This is a genomic window from Leifsonia sp. NCR5 (genome assembly GCF_002105485.1).
Classification (GTDB): Bacteria; Actinomycetota; Actinomycetes; order Actinomycetales; family Microbacteriaceae; genus Leifsonia.
The window spans coordinates 1-16,775 of sequence record NZ_NCSR01000043.1 but is presented as its reverse complement, the minus strand read 5'-3'; the positions used below and the strand labels follow the sequence as shown (position 1 = coordinate 16,775).

The window sequence follows — 16,775 nt, the reverse complement described above, 5'->3', positions numbered from 1 at the left end:
GGGGCGGGAGGCGGCCCGGGCGCGGACCGTGGCCGCGATGCGGCGGACCGCCTCGGAGATGGTGGCCGGGTCGCAGGCGATGTTCATCCGGGCGAAGCCGTGGCCGCCCGTGCCGAAGGTCGGGCCCGAGTTGACGGCGACGCGGGCGTCGGCGAGGAGGGTGGCGGCGGGGTCGTCGCCGAGGCCGAGGGCGCGGAGGTCGAGCCAGACCAGATAGCCGGCGTCCGGTTCGACCACCCGGACCTCCGGCAGGTGGATGCTCAGCTCGCCGACCAGCAGCCGGTAGTTGTCCGTGATCCGGTCGACGGTCTGGTGTAGCCAGGTCTGCGCCTCGTATGCGGCGATGTTGGCGTGGAGGCCGATGATGCTGGTGCGGGCGGCGAGCTCTTCGGGGAACCGGGTGAGCATCGCGGCGGAGTCTGCGTCGTTCGCGACGGCGACGGCGCACTTGAGGGCTGCGAGGTTCCAGCCTTTGCTGGCGGAGGTCACCGTGACGGAGCGGACCCCCGCCCCGGTACACGCGACGGCGAACGGCGTGAACGGGGATCCGGGATGCGCGAGCGGAGCGTGCACCTCGTCGCTCACCACGAGCACGTCGTACTCGGCGGCGAGGCGCGCGAGCTCGCGCAGGCTCTCCCTGCTGTGCGAACGGCCGGTGGGGTTGTGCGGGTTGCAGAGGAGGAACGCATCCACCCCGGCGGCGAACGCGCGCTCGATGGCCGGAAGGTCGAGCGACCATCCCGCGTCTTCGCGCAGCGGGACGTCGACGGCCTCCGCGCGGGCCTCTCCGACCATCTCGGAGAACGGCGCGTAGACGGGAGGGGTGAGCACGACGCGGCCGCCGACGCTCGGCACCGCCAGGCGGAGCGTCTCGAGCACCCCGACGGTCACATCCGTGGCCAGGTGCACGCGGGACTCGTCGACCTGCCAGCCCCACGCGGCGGAGGCGAACCCGGCGAAGGCCGCGGCCAGCGGACCGGGGGAGTCGAGGTAGCCGGTGTCGGAGCGCAGCAGGTGGTCGATCGCGGTCTGAGCGACGGAGGGCGCGATCTCGAAATCCATCTCGGCCACCGACATCGGAAGCACGTCGGCGGGGAACCGGTGCCACTTGATGCTGGTCCTGCGTTCGCGCAGGTCGGCGAGGGGTCGCGCGTGAATGCCACTCATGAGACAACTGTCCTCGGCTGCGGCTCCGAGCGCCAACGGGCTGTCGAAAACTGAAACAATCCGGGCGAGTGCCGCCCGGATTCCGCGTCAGACGGCGGCGTCCCCCGACGTGTCGCGGCGCGCCCTGACCTCCTGCTCCAGCTGCCGGATGCGCTCCTGCCGCTGGTGGTACGCGATCTCCTCCTCGACGGCGGCGAGCTGCTCCTCCGTGCTGAGCGGGCGCGTGCGGTGGCTGCTCTGCTGCTGCGGCGCCTGCTGCTCCTCGCGTACGATGACCGTGCGCCGCGGACGGGGCGCACTCTGCGCGTACTCGCGTCCCAGCGCGAACCACAGGATGCTGCCGATCAGCGGAAGCAGGATCACGATGAACACCCAGGCCAGCTTCGGCAGGTGCCGCACCTGGTCGGACGGACGCAGGATGATGTCCACCAGGGCGAAGACGAACAGCGTGAGCGCGAGCAGCGGAACGAGCAGCATGGCCCCGATCCTATGGGAACGCTGTGTCCCCTGGCCATGCTGCCCGCGCTCGCCGCCCGCGCTCGCCGCGTCCGGTCAGCCGAATGGGATGGCGCCGAGCACGACGCCGACCGTGAGCATCACCAGCGACACCACGAGTGCACGCCAGAGGACCTTCTTGTGGTGGTCGCCGAGGTTGACGTTCGCCAGGGACACCAGCAGCAGGATGGCGGGCACCAGCGGGCTCTGCAGGTGGACAGGCTGGCCGATGATCGACGCCCTGGCCATCTCCACCGGGCTGATTCCGTATGTCGCCGCCGTCTCGGACAGGATCGGCAGGATGCCGAAGTAGAACGCGTCGTTCGACATGAAGAACGTCATCGGGATCGAGAGCAGGCCGGTGATCACGGCGAGGAACGGCCCCATCGACGCGGGAACCACATCCACCACCCAGTTGGCCATCGCGGTCACCATGCCCGTGCCGTTCAGCACTCCGACGAGCACCCCGGCGGCGAGGACCATCGACACGACGCCGACGATGCTCGGTGCGTGCGCGACGATCTCGTCCGCCTGGCTGCGCAGCTTCGGGAAGTTGATCACCAGGGCGAGCGCGGTGCCGACCATGAAGATGTACGCCAGCGGCAGCACGTCGAGCACGAGCAGCACCATCACGACGAGCGTGAGGGCGAGGTTCACCCAGATGAGGCGTGGACGGAGGGTGGCGCGGTTCGGGTCGAGCATGGTGTCGGCCATCGCGGTGTCCCCGCGGTCGGGCTTCGCGCCGGACACCGTGACGATGCCGGTGGTGTCGACCGAGCCGCGCGCGCCGGGAGCAGCCTGCGTTCCACGGACCAGCCGCCCGCCCTGGAACAGCGAGAACCGGCCGGTGGATGCGCTGCCCGCGCCGACCGTCTCTGTCTCCTGCAGCATCGGGGTCGCGAGGGCCAGCGTGCCGAGCCGGCGGCGCTCGCCGAGGCCGAGCATCCAGACCAGCGCGAACGCCACGACCAGGCCGACGCCGAGCGAGGGGAGCATGGGCACGAAGATGTCCGTCGGGGAGACGCCCAGCGCCGACGCCGCCCGGGCGGTCGGGCCGCCCCACGGGACGATGTTCAGGGTGCCGTTGACCAGGCCGGCGACACAGGTGAGCACGACAGGGCTCATCCCGAGCCTCAGGTAGATCGGCAGCATCGCCGAGGTGGTGATGATGAACGTGGTCGACCCGTCGCCGTCGAGGGACACGGCTCCGGCGAGGACGGCCGTGCCGATGACCACCTTGGCCGGGTCGTTTCCGAGGAACCGGACGATGAACCGGATGAGCGGATCGAACAGCCCGACGTCGATCATGATGCCGAAGAACATGATCGCGAACATCAGCAGCGCGGCGGTCGGCGCGAGGTCGCCGATGGCCTTGAGGATCATGTCGCCGAGCCCGAGGCCCGCCCCGGCGAACAGCCCGAAGATGGTCGGAACGAGGATGAGGGCGACCATCGGCGTCAGCCGTTTGGTCATGATGAGCGCCATAAAGGTGAGGATCATGGCGAATCCGAGGATGACGAGCACGCCGACTCCTTTGTCGTAGCGGATGGGACGGTGACACGCTACGAGGGGATACGGCGCCCGGCCGGGTATCGCGCGTTCCGGAACGATCTGCGCATTCTCCGGGTTCTGCGCATTCTGCTCATTCGGCGGCGGGCGGTACCGACGCCTACCCTGGGTGGGACACGAAGGAGTCTCGGGATGCGGTTCGCCAGCCATGTGCTGCTCCTCCAGCTGGCCACGGTGTCCGCCGTCGTCGCGGTGAGCGCCGGGGTGTTCACCGTGCTCGGCGTGCAGCAGCTGCAGCGGGAGGCCGAGTCGTCGGCGCTCGCCATCGCGCGGACCGTCGCGGAAGACGTGGAGGTGCGCGCGTCGGTGGCCGAGTTCAGCGAGGACCCGGGAACGCCGACGCACGCTGCGGTGGCGGCCGGTCCGTTGCAGCCGCTCGCCGAGGCTGTGCGGACGCGCACCGGAGCGCTGTTCGTCGTGATCACCGACGACCACGGCATCCGGCTCGCGCATCCGGATGAGAGCAGGCTGGGCGAGCGGGTGAGCACGAGCTTCGAGGACGCGGTCGCCGGGCGGGAGACGGTCTCCTGGGAGACCGGGACGCTGGGCGAGTCGGCGCGGGCGAAGGTGCCGGTGTACGCGCCGGGCGGCGGCGGCAGCGGTGCCCCGGTGGGCGAGGTCAGTGTCGGGTTCGCGCGGGCGAGCGTGTTCACCGAGCTGCCTGGGCTGCTCGGCGGGATCGCGGTGACGGCGGTGGTCGCGCTTGCGATCGGCGTCGTCGCGTCCGTGCTGATCCGCAGGAGGCTGACCAGGCTGACCATCGGATTGCAGCCGGAGGAGCTGGCCGTCCTCGTGCAGGACCAGGCCGCCGTGCTCGACGGCGTCGGTGAGGGCGTGCTCGCGCTGACGCCCGGCGGCGAGGTGAGCGTCTGCAACGAGCGCGCCGCCCGGATGCTCGGGCTGACGCATCCCGTCGGGTCGCCCGCGCGGGAGCTCGGTCTGCCCGCCCCGCTCGCGCGGCTGCTCGCGGACGCGGGAGGAGCGACGGGGGAGGCCGCGCAGGACGTCTTCGTGGCGGACGGACGCGTCGTCTACGTGGATGTGCGCCGCGTCGAGCGTGACCGCCACGACCTCGGAACCGTGGCCGTGCTGCGCGACCGCACCGACCTCGACGCGCTCGCCAGGCGGCTCGACGCCGTCGCGACGATGACCAACGCGCTACGCGCGCAGCGGCACGAGTTCGCGAACCGGCTGCACGTGGTCGCCGGGCTGATCGACGCCGACCGGGTGCCGGATGCGCGCAGCTACCTCGCCGACGTGGTGGCCAGGGGTCCGCTGAAGTTCCCTGTCGAGCACGCCGACCGCATCCAGGAGCCGTACCTGCAGGCGCTACTCGGGGCGAAGGGCATCGAGGCGGCGGAGCGCGGCGTGCTGCTGACGCTGGGCGCGGAGACTCTCGTGACCGGCGCCGTCGCGGAGCCGGAGGACGTGGCGACCGTGCTCGGCAACCTGATCGACAACGCCATCAGCGCCGCCGTCGACGGCGAGGAGCCGCGCTGGGTGGAGGTGGAGCTGCTCGATGACGGGGCCGACCTGTTCCTGACGGTCGCGGACTCCGGTGCGGGGGTTGCCGACCCGTCCGCCCTGTTCGAGCGCGGGGACGACCGGGAGCGCGCGGGAGCGGACGCGGTGCACGGCCACGGGTTCGGTCTGCCGCTCTGCCGCGACATCGCGCGGCGCCGCGGAGGCGAGGTGTGGCTGGTCGAGGCGGGAGGCGATGCCGGCGGCGCCGTGCTCTGCGCGCGGCTGCCGGGCACGATGCATCCGGAGCCGGTCGGCACCGCAACGGAAGGGGGTCGCCCGTGAGCGACGACATCCGGGTCCTCGTCGTCGACGACGACTTCCACGTGGCGGGGTTGCACAGCGACGTCGTCGCCTCTCGCCCCGGTTTCGCAGCCCTGGATCCCGTCCACACCGCCAGGGAGGCCCGCGCCGTCGTGCGTGACAATGCGCCGGACCTCGTGCTGCTCGACGTCTACCTGCCGGACGGCGACGGCCTGGCGCTCCTCGCCGAACTCGACGTGGATGCGTTCGTCATCAGCGCGGCGACGGACGGCGCGACCATCCGGCGTGCCCTGCGCTCCGGCGCGCTGACCTACCTGATCAAGCCGTTCGACGCCCGCCTGCTCTCCGACCGGCTGGATGCGTACCTGCGCTACCGCAACGTGCTGCGCGACGACAGGGGAGCAGACCAGGAGGCGGTCGAACGGGCGCTGCGCATCCTGCACTCCGGCGACACCGGAGCGGCGTCGTCGTCGCGGTCGGCCACGGAGCAGCTGGTGCTCGCGCAGCTCGACGGCGGAGAGGTGACGGCCGCGGACGTCGCGGCGGCGACCGGGGTGTCGCGGGCGACGGCGCAGCGCTATCTCGCCGCGCTCGCCGCCCGCGGACTGGTCGAGGTCGCGCTGCGCTACGGCACCACCGGTCGTCCGGAGCACCGCTACCGCCGCGCGTGACCCCCTGCGGCTACCTCCTGCCCGCTACTCCCAGGTCATGAACGGCCGGATCTCCAGCTGGCCGTTGCGCGCCATCGGGTGCTTGGCGGCGATCTCGATGGCCTCGTCGAGGCTCTCGCACTCGAGGATGTCGAAACCGCAGATCCACTCCTTGGTCTCCGCGAACGGCCCGTCTGTGACGTGACGCTTCCCGTCGCGCACGCGCACGACCGTTGACTTCGCCGGAGGCTCGAGCACCTCGCCGATCACGCGCTTCCCGCTGGCGTCGAGCTCGTCGACCCAGAGGTTCACATCCGATTCGTCCGACTCGGTGTCTGGGCTGGAGTCGGTGACCACGAACATCATGTACTTCATCGTTCATCCTTTCGCTTCGCGAACGCTTCACCCCCACGTCGAACAGGACACCCGCTGATCGACATTCTGCAGCGAAAAAAGTTCGCGGGCCGGATTCGACTCAGCGCTGCGGTGCCGGACCGGTGGATGCGCGCACCACGAGGCGCGTCGGAAGGACGGTGGCCGCCGCGGGCTCCGGGCGGGATTCGATCTCGGCGATGAGTAGCTCCACGGCACGGTGGCCCGTCGCCTCGAACTCCTGGTGCACCGTGGTCAGCGGCGGCCAGAACGAGTCGGACTCCGCCATGTCGTCGAAGCCGACGACGCTCACGTCCTCCGGAACGCGGCGGCCGTTCTCGTGCAGGGCGCGCAGCACGCCGAGCGCCATCTGGTCGTTGGCCGCGAAGACGGCCGTGATCTCCGGATGTGCGGCGATGGTCTTGCCGTGCTCGTATCCGGATGTGGTCGACCAGTCTCCCGGCATCACGGCAGGCACCGGACGACCGGCGGCCTCGAGCACGGAGCGCCAGGACTGCTCACGGCGGGTGGCGGAGTACGAATCGGCAGGGCCGGAGACGTGCCAGACCGTCTCGTGGCCGAGCGAGAGCAGGTGTTCGGTGGCGAGCCTGGCGCCCTGCGCCTGGTCGGTGTCGACCTGCGGGTAGTCGGCGCGGGCCGTCGAGTCGATGACCACCACGGAGAGGCCGGGTGGCAGTTCCACGTCCGCGCGGTCGACGATGTGCGCCTCGATGACGATGATGATGCCGTCGACCGCCTGTTCGAGCAGCCGGGAGAAGGCGACGGACACATCCTGCTGGGTGGGGTGCTCGACCGGCACGAGGTTGATCGAGTATCCGGCGCGGGCGGCCGAGACGGCGATGGCGTCGAGAGTGCGCATGTTGCCGTACGACGACAGCGTGAACATCACAACGCCGATGCTGCGGAAGTGACCGGAGCGCAGCGCCCTGGCCGCGCGGTTCGGGCGGTAGCCGAGCGCCTGCATCGAGGTGAGGACGCGGTCGCGGGTGGCTGGCTCGACGTTCGTGAGCCCGTTGGCGACGCGGGAGACGGTCTGCGTGGACACTCCGGCGTGACCGGCGACGTCGGCGAGCGATGGCCCCCGTCTGGCGCGGGTGCGTGCGCTGTTCGGCTCGGTCATCGCGCCGCCCTTTCCGTGAAGGTGTGTGTCGTCTGTTGAGCCAACTCTTGCAGATCCGGAACTCGGACTTGCGCCATGTTGACGTCAACATGCTAGTGTAGCCCCGCTGATGTTGACGTAAACATCGGCGTGACGACAAGGAAGACCACATTGACAACGACGTCCGCACCCCGTAGCGCAGCCCTCAGCGCGCCGCGCCGACGCCACCGTCGCGATTGGCGCGGCTGGGCGTTCGTAGCCCCGTTCCTGATCGTGTTCGCGGCCATGATCGTCGCGCCCGTGATCTACGCGATCTACCTCAGCCTGTTCCGGCAGCAGCTCATCGGAGGCAACGCCTTCGTCGGCCTGGAGAACTACATCGCCGTCTTCACCGACGCGAAGTTCTGGGAGTCGCTCGGCCGCGTCACCGTGTTCCTGGTGGTGCAGGTGCCGATCATGCTGGTGCTCTCTCTCACGGCGGCACTCGCCCTGGACAGCGCCCGCCTCCACGGCGCTGGCTTCTTCCGGATCGCGATCTTCCTGCCGTACGCGGTGCCCGGTGTCGTCGCCGCCCTCATCTGGGGCTTCATCTACGGCGACCAGTTCGGCCTCACCGCAAGCCTCAACGACCTGCTCGGCACCAGCTTCGCCCCGCTGAGCGGCTCGTGGATCCTCGGCTCCATCGGCAACATCGTCACCTGGGAGTTCATGGGCTACAACATGCTCATCTTCTACGCGGCGCTCAAGGTCATCCCGGGCGAGCTGTACGAGGCGGCCGAGATCGACGGCGCCGGAGCGTTCCGCACGGTGTTCAGCATCAAGATCCCGGCCGTGCGCGGCGCCATCGTGATCGCCACGATCTTCTCGATCATCGGCAGCTTCCAGCTCTTCAACGAGCCGAACCTGCTGAAGCCGCTGGCGCCGAACGCCATCTCCAGCTACTTCACCCCGAACATGTACGCATACAACCTCTCGTTCGCCGGTCAGCAATTCAACTACGCGGCCACCGTCGCGATCGTCATGGGCGTGCTCACCGCAGTCATCGCCTACGTCGTGCAGTTGCGCGGCTCGAGGAAGGAGAACGCCTGATGGTCGCCATCGCCCCCGAGCGCGAGGGCCGCACCCCGGCGCGGCGCGCATCCCGTGCATCCGGATCGTCGGGCGCCGCCCGCCGCAACCCGCGGCAGCGCCGGTCGATCGTGCTCACCATCGTCATGGTGATCTTCACGATCTACTCGATCGTCCCGCTGGTCTGGCTGATCGTGAACGCCACCAAGACCCAGCCGGAGCTGTTCTCCTCGTTCGGCCTCTGGTTCGGCAACGGGTTCTCGCTGTTCCAGAACATCGCGGACACCCTCACCTACCGCAACGGGATCTTCCTGCAGTGGTTCGGCAACACCCTGCTCTACGTGGTGGTGGGCGCCGGCGGCGCGACCCTGCTGGCGACCGTCGCGGGATACGGGCTCGCGAAGTACAACTTCCCCGGCAAGCGCGCGGTGTTCGCCATCGTCCTCGGTGCCATCGCGGTGCCGGGAACGGCCCTCGCCGTCCCGACCTTCCTCATGTTCAGCCAGGTGGGCCTGACGAACACGCCGTGGGCGGTCATCCTGCCGTCGCTGGTCAGCCCGTTCGGCCTCTACCTGGTCTGGACGTACGCGTCGGAGGCCATCCCGACCGAGCTGCTCGAAGCGGCCAGGATGGACGGCGCGGGCGAGTTCCGCACCTTCTTCACCATCTCGCTGCGGCTGCTCGCCCCCGGCATCGTCACGGTGTTGCTGTTCGCGATCGTCGCCACCTGGAACAACTACTTCCTGCCGTTGATCATGCTGAGCGACCCGCAGTGGTACCCGCTCACCGTCGGCCTCGGCCAGTGGAGCGCGCAGGCCATCGGCGTCGGCGCGCAGCCGATCTACAACCTCGTCATCACGGGTTCGCTGCTCACCATCGTGCCCATCGTCATCGCCTTCCTCTTCCTGCAGCGGTTCTGGCAGTCGGGGTTGAGCGCCGGAAGCGTCAAGCAGTGACGGGAGACCGCTGCTTGCACCCGCACCACCCCTCCCACGGGCGTCCTGCCCAGCACACACCCTCATCCCGATGAAGTGAATGAAGTGAAAGGAACACCATGAAGCGCATCTCGCGTTCGTCGGTGCTTCGACGCGTCGCGACGGCCATCGCCGTCAGCGCCGTGATCGGCGCGTCGCTCGCCGCCTGCTCCGGCGGCACCGCAGCATCCGGAGGCAGCTCCTCTGACATCGAGGCGGCACTGAAGGAGGGCGGCACGATCACGTACTGGTCGTGGACCCCGTCGGCAGAGGCCCAGGTCGCCGCGTTCGAGAAGCAGTACCCGAAGGTGAAGGTCAAGCTGGTCAACGCCGGCACGAACACCACCGAGTACACCAAGCTGCAGAACGCCATCAAGGCGGGCTCCGGCGCCCCGGATGTCGCCCAGGTCGAGTACTACGCCATCCCGCAGTTCGCGCTCGGCAAGGCCCTCGTCGACCTCAAGCAGTACGGCTTCGACAAGCTCAAAAGCGACTACACGCCCGGCCCGTGGGGCTCCGTGAACGTCGGCGGCGAGCTCGTCGGTCTGCCGCAGGACTCCGGGCCCATGGCCATGTTCTACAACAAGACGGTCTTCGACAAGTACGGCATCGCCGTCCCGAAGACCTGGGACGAGTACGTGGATGCCGCCACCAAGCTGCACGCGGCAGACCCGACCAAGTACATCACCAGTGATTCGGGTGACTCCGGCTTCACCACCAGCATGATCTGGCAGGCCGGCGGCCGTCCATTCCAGGTCGACGGCACCAAGGTGTCGATCAACCTCCAGGACGACGGCACCAAGAAGTGGACGGGCACCTGGAACAAGCTCGTCGAGAAAAAGCTGCTCTCCTCCGTCCCCGGCTGGAGCGACGACTGGTTCAAGGCCCTCGGCAACGGCTCCATCGCCACCCTCGTCACCGGCGCCTGGATGCCCGGTGTGCTCGAGTCGTCGGTGAAGGACGGCTCCGGCCAGTGGCGCGTGGCTCCGGTCCCGACCTACGACGGCACCCCGGCCAACGCCGAGAACGGCGGAGGCGGCCAGGTCGTGCTCAAGCAGAGCAAGAACCCGGCGCTCGCCGCCGGCTTCCTCAAGTGGCTGAACAACAGCCCGGAGTCGATCAAGGTCTTCCTGCAGTCCGGCGGTTTCCCGTCGACCACGAAGGACCTCGAAGCGAGCGACTTCCTCGCCTCTGCGCCCGACTACTTCGGCGGCCAGAAGATCAACGAGGTGCTCGTCGACGGTGCGAAGAACGTCTCGACCGGCTGGCAGTACCTGCCGTTCCAGGTCTACGCGAACAGCATCTACGGCGACACGGTCGGCCAGGCGTACTCGAACAACAGCGACCTGAACACCGGCCTGCAGGCCTGGCAGAAGTCGCTGGTCGACTACGGCAACCAGCAGGGCTTCACCGTCACCGGCAAGTAAGCCACAGCACGACAGTGGCTGCGGCCGGTCGCCCAGCGCGGCCGGCCGCAGCCACGGAACAGCACGAACACCGGCGCCCCGGCGGGCGCGGACGACACGATGGAGACGACGGCACCGATGGCTACGGGCACAGCAGACACCGACACCCGGGACACGGGCACCCGGGAGACCGGGACCGCCACGGCGGAGCGGCCTGCCCGGTTCGAGATCGGCGAGCGCGACTTCCTGCTCGACGGCGAACCGTTCCAGGTGATCTCCGGCGCGCTGCACTACTTCCGCGTGCACCCCGGGCTGTGGGCCGACCGCATCCACAAGGCCAGGCTGATGGGGCTGAACACCATCGAGACCTACGTGCCGTGGAACCTGCACGAGCCCGTCGAGGGCACCTGGACGGCCGAGGACGGCCTCGACCTCGGCGCGTTCCTCGACGCCGTCGCCGCGGAGGGGATGCGGGCCATCGTGCGGCCGGGCCCGTACATCTGCGCCGAGTGGGTCAACGGCGGCCTGCCGGCCTGGCTGACCGCGGAGCCCGGCGTCGGCATCCGCCGCAGCGAGCCGCGCTACCTCGCGGCCGTCACCCGCTACCTGCGCGAGGTCTACGCGATCGTCGCCCCTCGGCAGATCGACGAGGGCGGCCCCGTCGTGCTCGTGCAGATCGAGAACGAGTACGGCGCGTACGGCGACGACAAGGACTACCTGCGGGCGCTCGTCGACGTGACCCGCGCATCCGGGATCGTCGTGCCGCTGACCACGGTCGACCAGCCGCAGCCCGCGATGCTCGAGAACGGCTCCCTGCCGGAGCTGCACCGCACGGCGTCGTTCGGCTCGCGTGCCGTCGAGCGCCTCGCCACCCTGCGCGAGCACCAGCCGACCGGACCGCTGATGTGCTCCGAGTTCTGGAACGGCTGGTTCGACCAGTGGGGCGAATACCACCACATCACCGCGCCGGATGACTCGGCGGCCGAACTGGATGCGCTGCTCGCGGCCGGCGCGTCGGTGAACCTCTACGTCGTGCACGGCGGAACGAACTTCGGCTTCACCAACGGAGCCAACCACAAGGGCCACTACACGCCGATCGTCACGAGCTACGACTACGACGCCCCGCTCGACGAGGCGGGCAACCCCACGGCGAAGTACTGGGCGTTCCGGGAGACGATCGCCCGGCACGCGCCCGTTCCGGACGAGGTGCCCGTCGCCTCCGGTGCTGCGCCCGTCGTGACGAGCGCGTTCGACGCGGCGCTGCCGCTCGACGCGATCCGCGCCGTCTTCTCCGGCTCCGTGGACGCCGAGCAGCCTCCGACGATGGATGCGCTCTGCCACTACGGCCCGTTCGCGTCCTACCGCGCATCCATCGACGCGGACGCCGGCTCGGTGCTCACGGTCGGCGAGGTGCGCGACCGCGCCTGGCTGACGCTCGACGGCGTCCCCGTCGGACGACTCGCGCGGGAGAATAAGGAGCGCGCGCTGGTGCTCCCGGGCGGGGGCGAGCTGCGCATCCTGATCGAGAATCAGGGGCGCGTCGACTACGGCACGCGCATCGGCGAGGCGAAGGGGCTGATCGGTCCGGTCGCCGTCGACGGGCGCGAGGTGACGGGATGGACGGTCGACCCGATCGACGTCTCCTCCTCCGCGGCGGTCGCCGGCATCGAGAGCGACCTCGCCGCGGTGCGCGGCGGGGTCGTCGACGTGCTGTCCGGGCCGGTGTTCGCGTCGGGGACGTTCGAGCTGGACGAGCCCGCCGACCTGTACCTCGACACGAGCGGCTGGGGGAAGGGCGCCGTGTGGATCAACGGGTTCTGCCTCGGCCGGTACTGGTCGCGCGGCCCGCAGTACACGCTCTACGTCCCGGCGCCGATCCTCCGCGCAGGCACGAACAGCATCGTCGCGCTCGAACTCGAGATCGCCACGGACCCCGCGGTCCGTTTCGTCGCGCACCCGTCGCTCGGCCCGCTCGACCTCTAGCCGACGGCCCGCCGGGCCCGATGGCCCCGTGCAGAGGTGGACCTGGCCGCCGTCGCCGATGACAGGCCGGCGGCCAGGGGTCGGTGGGCGGCTAGATGCCGCGAGCGAGGCGGTAGTACGCCGCGTTCCAGCGCAGCGACTCTGTGAAGCCGCGGAGCGTGGTCTGCTCGTCGATGATCAGCAGCTCGGTCTCCGCCATCTTGGCGAAGTCCTCGAACGCCTGCAGGCCGACGGCGGTCGACATCACCGTGTGGTGCGCGGCGCCCGCCTCCAGCCAGGCCGTGGCGGAGGTCGTGAAGTCGGGGGCAGGCTTCCAGACCGCCCTGCCCACCGGCAGGTGGGGGAGAGGAGCTGTCGGTTCGACCACCTCGACCACGTTCGCCACCAGGCGGAACCGGTCGCGCATGTCCGAGAGCGCCACGACGACGGCGGGGCCGGGGTCGGCGGTGAACACGAGGCGCACGGGGTCGTCCTTGCCGCCGATGCCGAGGGGATGCACCTCGAGCGTCGCCTTCGTCGAGCTGAGCGCCGGGCTCACCTCGAGCATGTGCGCTCCGAGGATGCGCTCGTCGCCGGGGGTGAGGTCGTAGGTGTAGTCCTCCATCAGGGAGGCGCCGCCGGGGAGGCCGGCTCCCATCACGTTCGCCGCGCGCACGAGGATCGCGGTCTTCCAGTCACCCTCCGCGCCGAAACCGTATCCCTCGGCCATCAGGCGCTGCACGGCGAGACCGGGCAGCTGCTTCAGCGCGCCGAGGTCTTCGAAACTCGTGGTGAACGCGCCGAAGCCGCCCTCTTCGAGGAACGACCGCAGGCCGATCTCGATCGCGGCGCCGTCCCGGAGCGAGGAGTGGCGCTCTCCGCCGCGGCGCAGCTCGGGCGCGACGTCGTAGAGGTCCTCGTACTCGGCGACCAGCGCGTCGATGTCCGACTCGGCGGCCGCCGCGACGGCGTCGGCCAGCTCGTTGACGCCCCAGGTGTTCACCTGCACGCCGAACCGCAGCTCCGCCTCCGTCTTGTCGCCCTCGGTGACGGCGACGAATCGCATGTTGTCGCCGAAGCGCGCCAGCTTGAGCGAGCGGGTGGCCGCCCAGCCTGCCGCGGCGCGCATCCACGTGCCGATCCGGGATGCGACGTCCGGGTTCGAGACGTGGCCGACGACCGTGGTGCGCGGAACGCCGAGCCGCGACTGGATGTAGCCGAACTCGCGGTCGCCGTGCGCCGCCTGGTTGAGGTTCATGAAGTCGAAGTCGATCTCGCCCCACGGAAGCTCGACGTTCGCCTGCGTGTGGAAGTGCAGCAGCGGCTTGCGGAGCGCGTCGAGACCGGCGATCCACATCTTCGCGGGGCTGAACGTGTGCATCCACGCGATGAGGCCGATGACGGCGTCGTCGGCGTTGGCCTCCAGGGCGATGCGGCGGATGGCGTCCGCGTCGGTGAGCACCGGCTTCCAGACGATGCGCACGGGGACGTCGCTGGAGGCGGCGAGCTGGTCGGCGATCGCGCGGGACTGCTCGGCGACCTGCGCGAGCGTCTCCGGGCCGTAGAGGTGCTGGCTTCCGGTGAGGAACCAGACCTCGTAGTGGTCGAGCGTGGTGGAGAGCTTCGGCATCAGCTGAGGGATCCTTCCGGGTTCTGTCCGTAGACGTTCTGGTAGCGGTGGTACAGGGCGTCGATGGCGTCCTGGGCGATGGGCACGAGCTCTCCGCCCTGCTTGGCGATGTGCACAGTGCGGGCCACGTCCTCCGTCATGACGGCGGCCTTGACCGCATCCCGGGCATCCCTGCCGATGGTGAAGACGCCGTGGTTCTGCATGAGCACGGCGCGCGAGCGGTGCCCGGTGAGCGTCGCGACGATGCCGCGGCCGATCGAGTCGTCGCCGATGATCGCGAACGGGCCGACGGGGATGTCGCCGCCGAACTCATCCGCCATCGCGGTGATGACGCACGGGATGGGCTCGGCGCGCGCCGCCCACGCCGTCGCGTACGTGGAGTGGGTGTGGACGACGCCGCCCACCTCGGGCATGTTGCGGTAGACGTACGCGTGCGCTGCGGTGTCGCTGGAGGGGGAGCGGTCGGATCCTGCTGAGCCGGGGACGACGTCGCCGTCGAGCGTGCAGAGGATCATGTTCTCCGGCGCCAGGTCGTCGTAGTCGACGCCGCTCGGCTTGATGACGAACAGATCGGTGCCGGGGACGCGGCCCGAGATGTTCCCACCTGTCCAGACCACGAGGCCGTTGCGGGTGAGTTCCGCGTGCAGGGCGGAGACCTGCTCGCGCACGGCGCGGACGGCGGGCGTTTCGGTGTACTCGGTGGATGCGGTCATGCTGCAGGTCCTTCCAGGGGCATCGCGTCGACGGCCGCCTGCTCGATGGCGAGTCCGGAGCGGTAGCGGTCGAGGTAGGACGCGAAGCCGGCGACGTCGTCGGGGTCGGGGGTGGTGGTCTCGAACGCGAAGGTGCCGAAGACGACGGTGCGCAGGTAGGTGTCGAGGTCGACGGGGGAGCCGGACGCGGAACCGGTGAATGCGGCGAGCACCGCGATGCCCCACGCGCCGCCCTCGGACGCCGTCTCGGAGACGGAGACCGGCGCATCCAGTGCCCCGGCGAGGAAGCGCTGCGCAACGCCAGCCGTGCGGAACATGCCGCCGTGGGCGAACATCCTGTCGAGCGCGACGCCCTCGTCGGCGAGCACGCGCATCCCGAGTGCGAGGACGCCGAAGACGCCGTACAGCTGGGCCCGGACCACGTTGCCGAGGGTGAACCGGCTCTCCGGAGTGCGGACGACGAGCGGCCGGCCCTCGGTGAGTCCGGCGATGGGCTCGCCGGCGAGCGTGTTGTACGCGAGGATGCCCCCGGCGTCGCTGTCGCCGTCCAGCGCCTCGCGGAACAGCGTGTCGTAGACGGCGTCGGTGTCGAGCGCCGCCCCGGATGCGGCGGAGAACCGGGCGAACAGGCCTGCCCACGCCGCCAGCTCGCTCGCCCCGTTGTTGCAGTGCACCATCGCCACCTGATCGCCCGCGGGCGTCGTGACCAGGTCGAGTTCGTGGTGCAGGCCGCCGAGCGGGCGTTCCAGCACGACCATCGCGAAGATGCTGGTGCCGGCGCTGACGTTGCCGGTGCGCGGCGCGACGGAGTCCGTGGCGACCATCCCGGTTCCCGCGTCACCCTCCGGCGGGCAGAACACGGCGCCGGGGCGCAGCTCGCCGGACGGGTCGAGGTAGGCGGCGCCCTCCGCGGTCAGCGCTCCGGCGTGCTCACCGGCGACGAGCACCTCGGGCAGCAGGTCGGCGACGCTCCCGGTCGGGAGGCGGTCGGCGGCGAGGGCGTCGTAGCGCGCGATCAGCTCGGCGTCGTAGCCCTTCGTGGACGAGTCGATCGGGAACATCCCGGATGCGTCGCCGACGCCGAGCACCGAGCGCCCGGTGAGCAGCCGGTGCACGTACCCGGCGAGCGTGGTCAGCGAGCGCAGCCGCGGAAGGTGCTGTTCTGCGTCGAGCACGGCCTGGTGCAGGTGGGCGATGGACCAGCGGAGCGGGATGTTCACGCCGAACAGCTCGGTGAGCTCGGCGGCGGCCGCTCCGGTGGTGGTGTTGCGCCAGGTGCGGAACGGGGCGATGGCCTCGCCGTCTTCGTCGAGCGGGAGGTAGCCGTGCATCATGGCGGAGACGCCGATGGTGCCGAAGGTCTGCGGGCGGATGCCGTGGCGGCGCTCCGCGTCGGCGACGAGGTCGGCGTATGCGGCCTGCAGGCCGGTGCGCACGGCGTCGAGGGAGTACGTCCAGACGCGGTCGACGAACTCGTTCTCCCACTCGTGCGAGCCGACGGCGAGCACGGTGGACGGGTCGTCGGCGTCGACCAGGCACGCCTTGATGCGCGTGGAGCCGAGCTCGATGCCGAGGGCCGTGCGGGCGGCGGCGATGGCGTCGTGGCCGGTGGCTGGACCGGTTGCTGGGCCGGTCGCGGCTCCGGGCGCGTGGCTGTTCTCGTGGTCCGTCATCCGTCTCCCTCACACCAGTGTGACCGGTCACATTGCTGCATCAGTATCGCCCGCCCGCTCGCGCTCTGTCAATCCGGGGTCGCCCGCGAAGCCATCGAGTCCGGACTTATGCACGCTCCCCGCGGCGTGTCGCGTGCATAACTGCGGACTCGATTATCGGGGGGCGCCGGTGGAGGCGCGGAGGACGAGGG

Annotated in this window: 14 protein-coding genes; 6 read left to right on the top strand and 8 right to left on the bottom strand. The window is 70.1% G+C overall.

What is annotated here, in order from left to right; translation table 11 throughout:
• The 3 genes from B7438_RS19755 to B7438_RS19745 all read right to left on the bottom strand — a co-directional run.
• Positions 1-1,167: MalY/PatB family protein (locus B7438_RS19755; protein WP_085371393.1), on the bottom strand; the 1,167-nt coding region annotated here is incomplete at its 3' end.
• Between the two features lie 87 nt (positions 1,168-1,254).
• Complete coding sequence (locus B7438_RS19750; protein ID WP_085371392.1) at positions 1,255-1,644, bottom strand: PLD nuclease N-terminal domain-containing protein; 390 nt, start codon at positions 1,642-1,644, stop codon at positions 1,255-1,257.
• A gap of 75 nt (positions 1,645-1,719) precedes the next feature.
• Entirely contained in the window at positions 1,720-3,162 is a 1,443-nt protein-coding gene (locus tag B7438_RS19745; RefSeq protein ID WP_085371396.1) for an SLC13 family permease, read from the bottom strand.
• Between the two features lie 201 nt (positions 3,163-3,363).
• Between B7438_RS19745 and B7438_RS19740 the strand changes: the two genes are divergently transcribed.
• Positions 3,364-5,037 carry a sensor histidine kinase gene (locus tag B7438_RS19740; protein WP_179150888.1) on the top strand — a complete coding sequence of 558 codons (1,674 nt, stop codon included), beginning with the start codon at positions 3,364-3,366 and terminating at the stop codon, positions 5,035-5,037.
• Positions 5,034-5,687 carry a response regulator gene (locus B7438_RS19735; protein ID WP_085371391.1) on the top strand — a complete coding sequence of 218 codons (654 nt, stop codon included), beginning with the start codon at positions 5,034-5,036 and terminating at the stop codon, positions 5,685-5,687. The genes B7438_RS19740 and B7438_RS19735 overlap by 4 nt, the downstream gene beginning before the upstream one ends.
• A 24-nt stretch (positions 5,688-5,711) precedes the next feature.
• Here the strand turns inward: B7438_RS19735 and B7438_RS19730 are convergent, their stop codons facing one another.
• Together B7438_RS19730 and B7438_RS19725 are read right to left on the bottom strand one after the other, a co-directional pair.
• On the bottom strand, positions 5,712-6,041 hold the full coding sequence (locus B7438_RS19730; RefSeq protein ID WP_085371390.1) for a YciI family protein: 330 nt from the start codon (positions 6,039-6,041) through the stop codon (positions 5,712-5,714).
• A 100-nt stretch (positions 6,042-6,141) separates the two neighbouring features.
• Positions 6,142-7,179 carry a LacI family DNA-binding transcriptional regulator gene (locus B7438_RS19725; RefSeq protein ID WP_085371389.1) on the bottom strand — a complete coding sequence of 346 codons (1,038 nt, stop codon included), beginning with the start codon at positions 7,177-7,179 and terminating at the stop codon, positions 6,142-6,144.
• A gap of 150 nt (positions 7,180-7,329) precedes the next feature.
• On the opposite strand from B7438_RS19725, the gene B7438_RS19720 reads away from it, so the two are divergent.
• The 4 genes from B7438_RS19720 to B7438_RS19705 all read left to right on the top strand — a co-directional run bounded on the left by B7438_RS19720 (position 7,330) and on the right by B7438_RS19705 (position 12,589).
• Positions 7,330-8,247, top strand: a complete 918-nt coding sequence (locus tag B7438_RS19720) for a carbohydrate ABC transporter permease (protein ID WP_085371388.1) — start codon at positions 7,330-7,332, stop codon at positions 8,245-8,247.
• Entirely contained in the window at positions 8,247-9,182 is a 936-nt protein-coding gene (locus tag B7438_RS19715) for a carbohydrate ABC transporter permease (protein ID WP_085371387.1), read from the top strand. The genes B7438_RS19720 and B7438_RS19715 overlap by 1 nt, the downstream gene beginning before the upstream one ends.
• A gap of 98 nt (positions 9,183-9,280) precedes the next feature.
• Positions 9,281-10,627 carry a sugar ABC transporter substrate-binding protein gene (locus B7438_RS19710; RefSeq protein WP_085371386.1) on the top strand — a complete coding sequence of 449 codons (1,347 nt, stop codon included), beginning with the start codon at positions 9,281-9,283 and terminating at the stop codon, positions 10,625-10,627.
• A 117-nt stretch (positions 10,628-10,744) separates the two neighbouring features.
• Positions 10,745-12,589 carry a beta-galactosidase gene (locus tag B7438_RS19705; RefSeq protein ID WP_085371394.1) on the top strand — a complete coding sequence of 615 codons (1,845 nt, stop codon included), beginning with the start codon at positions 10,745-10,747 and terminating at the stop codon, positions 12,587-12,589.
• 91 nt (positions 12,590-12,680) lie between these two features.
• Here B7438_RS19705 and araA read toward each other — a convergent pair whose 3' ends face one another.
• Genes araA through B7438_RS19690 form a run of 3 tightly spaced genes read right to left on the bottom strand, consistent with a single transcriptional unit; the run spans position 12,681 to position 16,584 of the window.
• Complete coding sequence (gene araA / locus B7438_RS19700) at positions 12,681-14,198, bottom strand: L-arabinose isomerase (RefSeq protein ID WP_085371385.1); 1,518 nt, start codon at positions 14,196-14,198, stop codon at positions 12,681-12,683.
• On the bottom strand, positions 14,198-14,911 hold the full coding sequence (locus tag B7438_RS19695) for an L-ribulose-5-phosphate 4-epimerase (RefSeq protein ID WP_085371384.1): 714 nt from the start codon (positions 14,909-14,911) through the stop codon (positions 14,198-14,200). Before B7438_RS19695 ends, araA begins: the two co-directional genes overlap by 1 nt.
• Positions 14,908-16,584 (bottom strand): xylulokinase, encoded by a 1,677-nt coding sequence (locus tag B7438_RS19690; RefSeq protein WP_085371383.1) that lies wholly within the window; start codon positions 16,582-16,584, stop codon positions 14,908-14,910. The genes B7438_RS19695 and B7438_RS19690 overlap by 4 nt, the downstream gene beginning before the upstream one ends.
• Positions 16,585-16,775: the final 191 nt, after the last annotated feature.

What these genes read in the sequence shown, in the direction of transcription:
- araA (WP_085371385.1), bottom strand. Translation starts at nt 14,198, where the DNA reads ATGCCGAAGCTCTCCACCACGCTCGACCACTACGAGGTCTGGTTCCTC.
- B7438_RS19710 (WP_085371386.1), top strand. Translation starts at nt 9,281, where the DNA reads ATGAAGCGCATCTCGCGTTCGTCGGTGCTTCGACGCGTCGCGACGGCC.
- B7438_RS19690 (WP_085371383.1), bottom strand. Translation starts at nt 16,584, where the DNA reads ATGACGGACCACGAGAACAGCCACGCGCCCGGAGCCGCGACCGGCCCA.
- B7438_RS19695 (WP_085371384.1), bottom strand. Translation starts at nt 14,911, where the DNA reads ATGACCGCATCCACCGAGTACACCGAAACGCCCGCCGTCCGCGCCGTG.
- B7438_RS19745 (WP_085371396.1), bottom strand. Translation starts at nt 3,162, where the DNA reads ATGATCCTCACCTTTATGGCGCTCATCATGACCAAACGGCTGACGCCG.
- B7438_RS19705 (WP_085371394.1), top strand. Translation starts at nt 10,745, where the DNA reads ATGGCTACGGGCACAGCAGACACCGACACCCGGGACACGGGCACCCGG.
- B7438_RS19730 (WP_085371390.1), bottom strand. Translation starts at nt 6,041, where the DNA reads ATGAAGTACATGATGTTCGTGGTCACCGACTCCAGCCCAGACACCGAG.
- B7438_RS19725 (WP_085371389.1), bottom strand. Translation starts at nt 7,179, where the DNA reads ATGACCGAGCCGAACAGCGCACGCACCCGCGCCAGACGGGGGCCATCG.
- B7438_RS19750 (WP_085371392.1), bottom strand. Translation starts at nt 1,644, where the DNA reads ATGCTGCTCGTTCCGCTGCTCGCGCTCACGCTGTTCGTCTTCGCCCTG.
- B7438_RS19715 (WP_085371387.1), top strand. Translation starts at nt 8,247, where the DNA reads ATGGTCGCCATCGCCCCCGAGCGCGAGGGCCGCACCCCGGCGCGGCGC.
- B7438_RS19740 (WP_179150888.1), top strand. Translation starts at nt 3,364, where the DNA reads ATGCGGTTCGCCAGCCATGTGCTGCTCCTCCAGCTGGCCACGGTGTCC.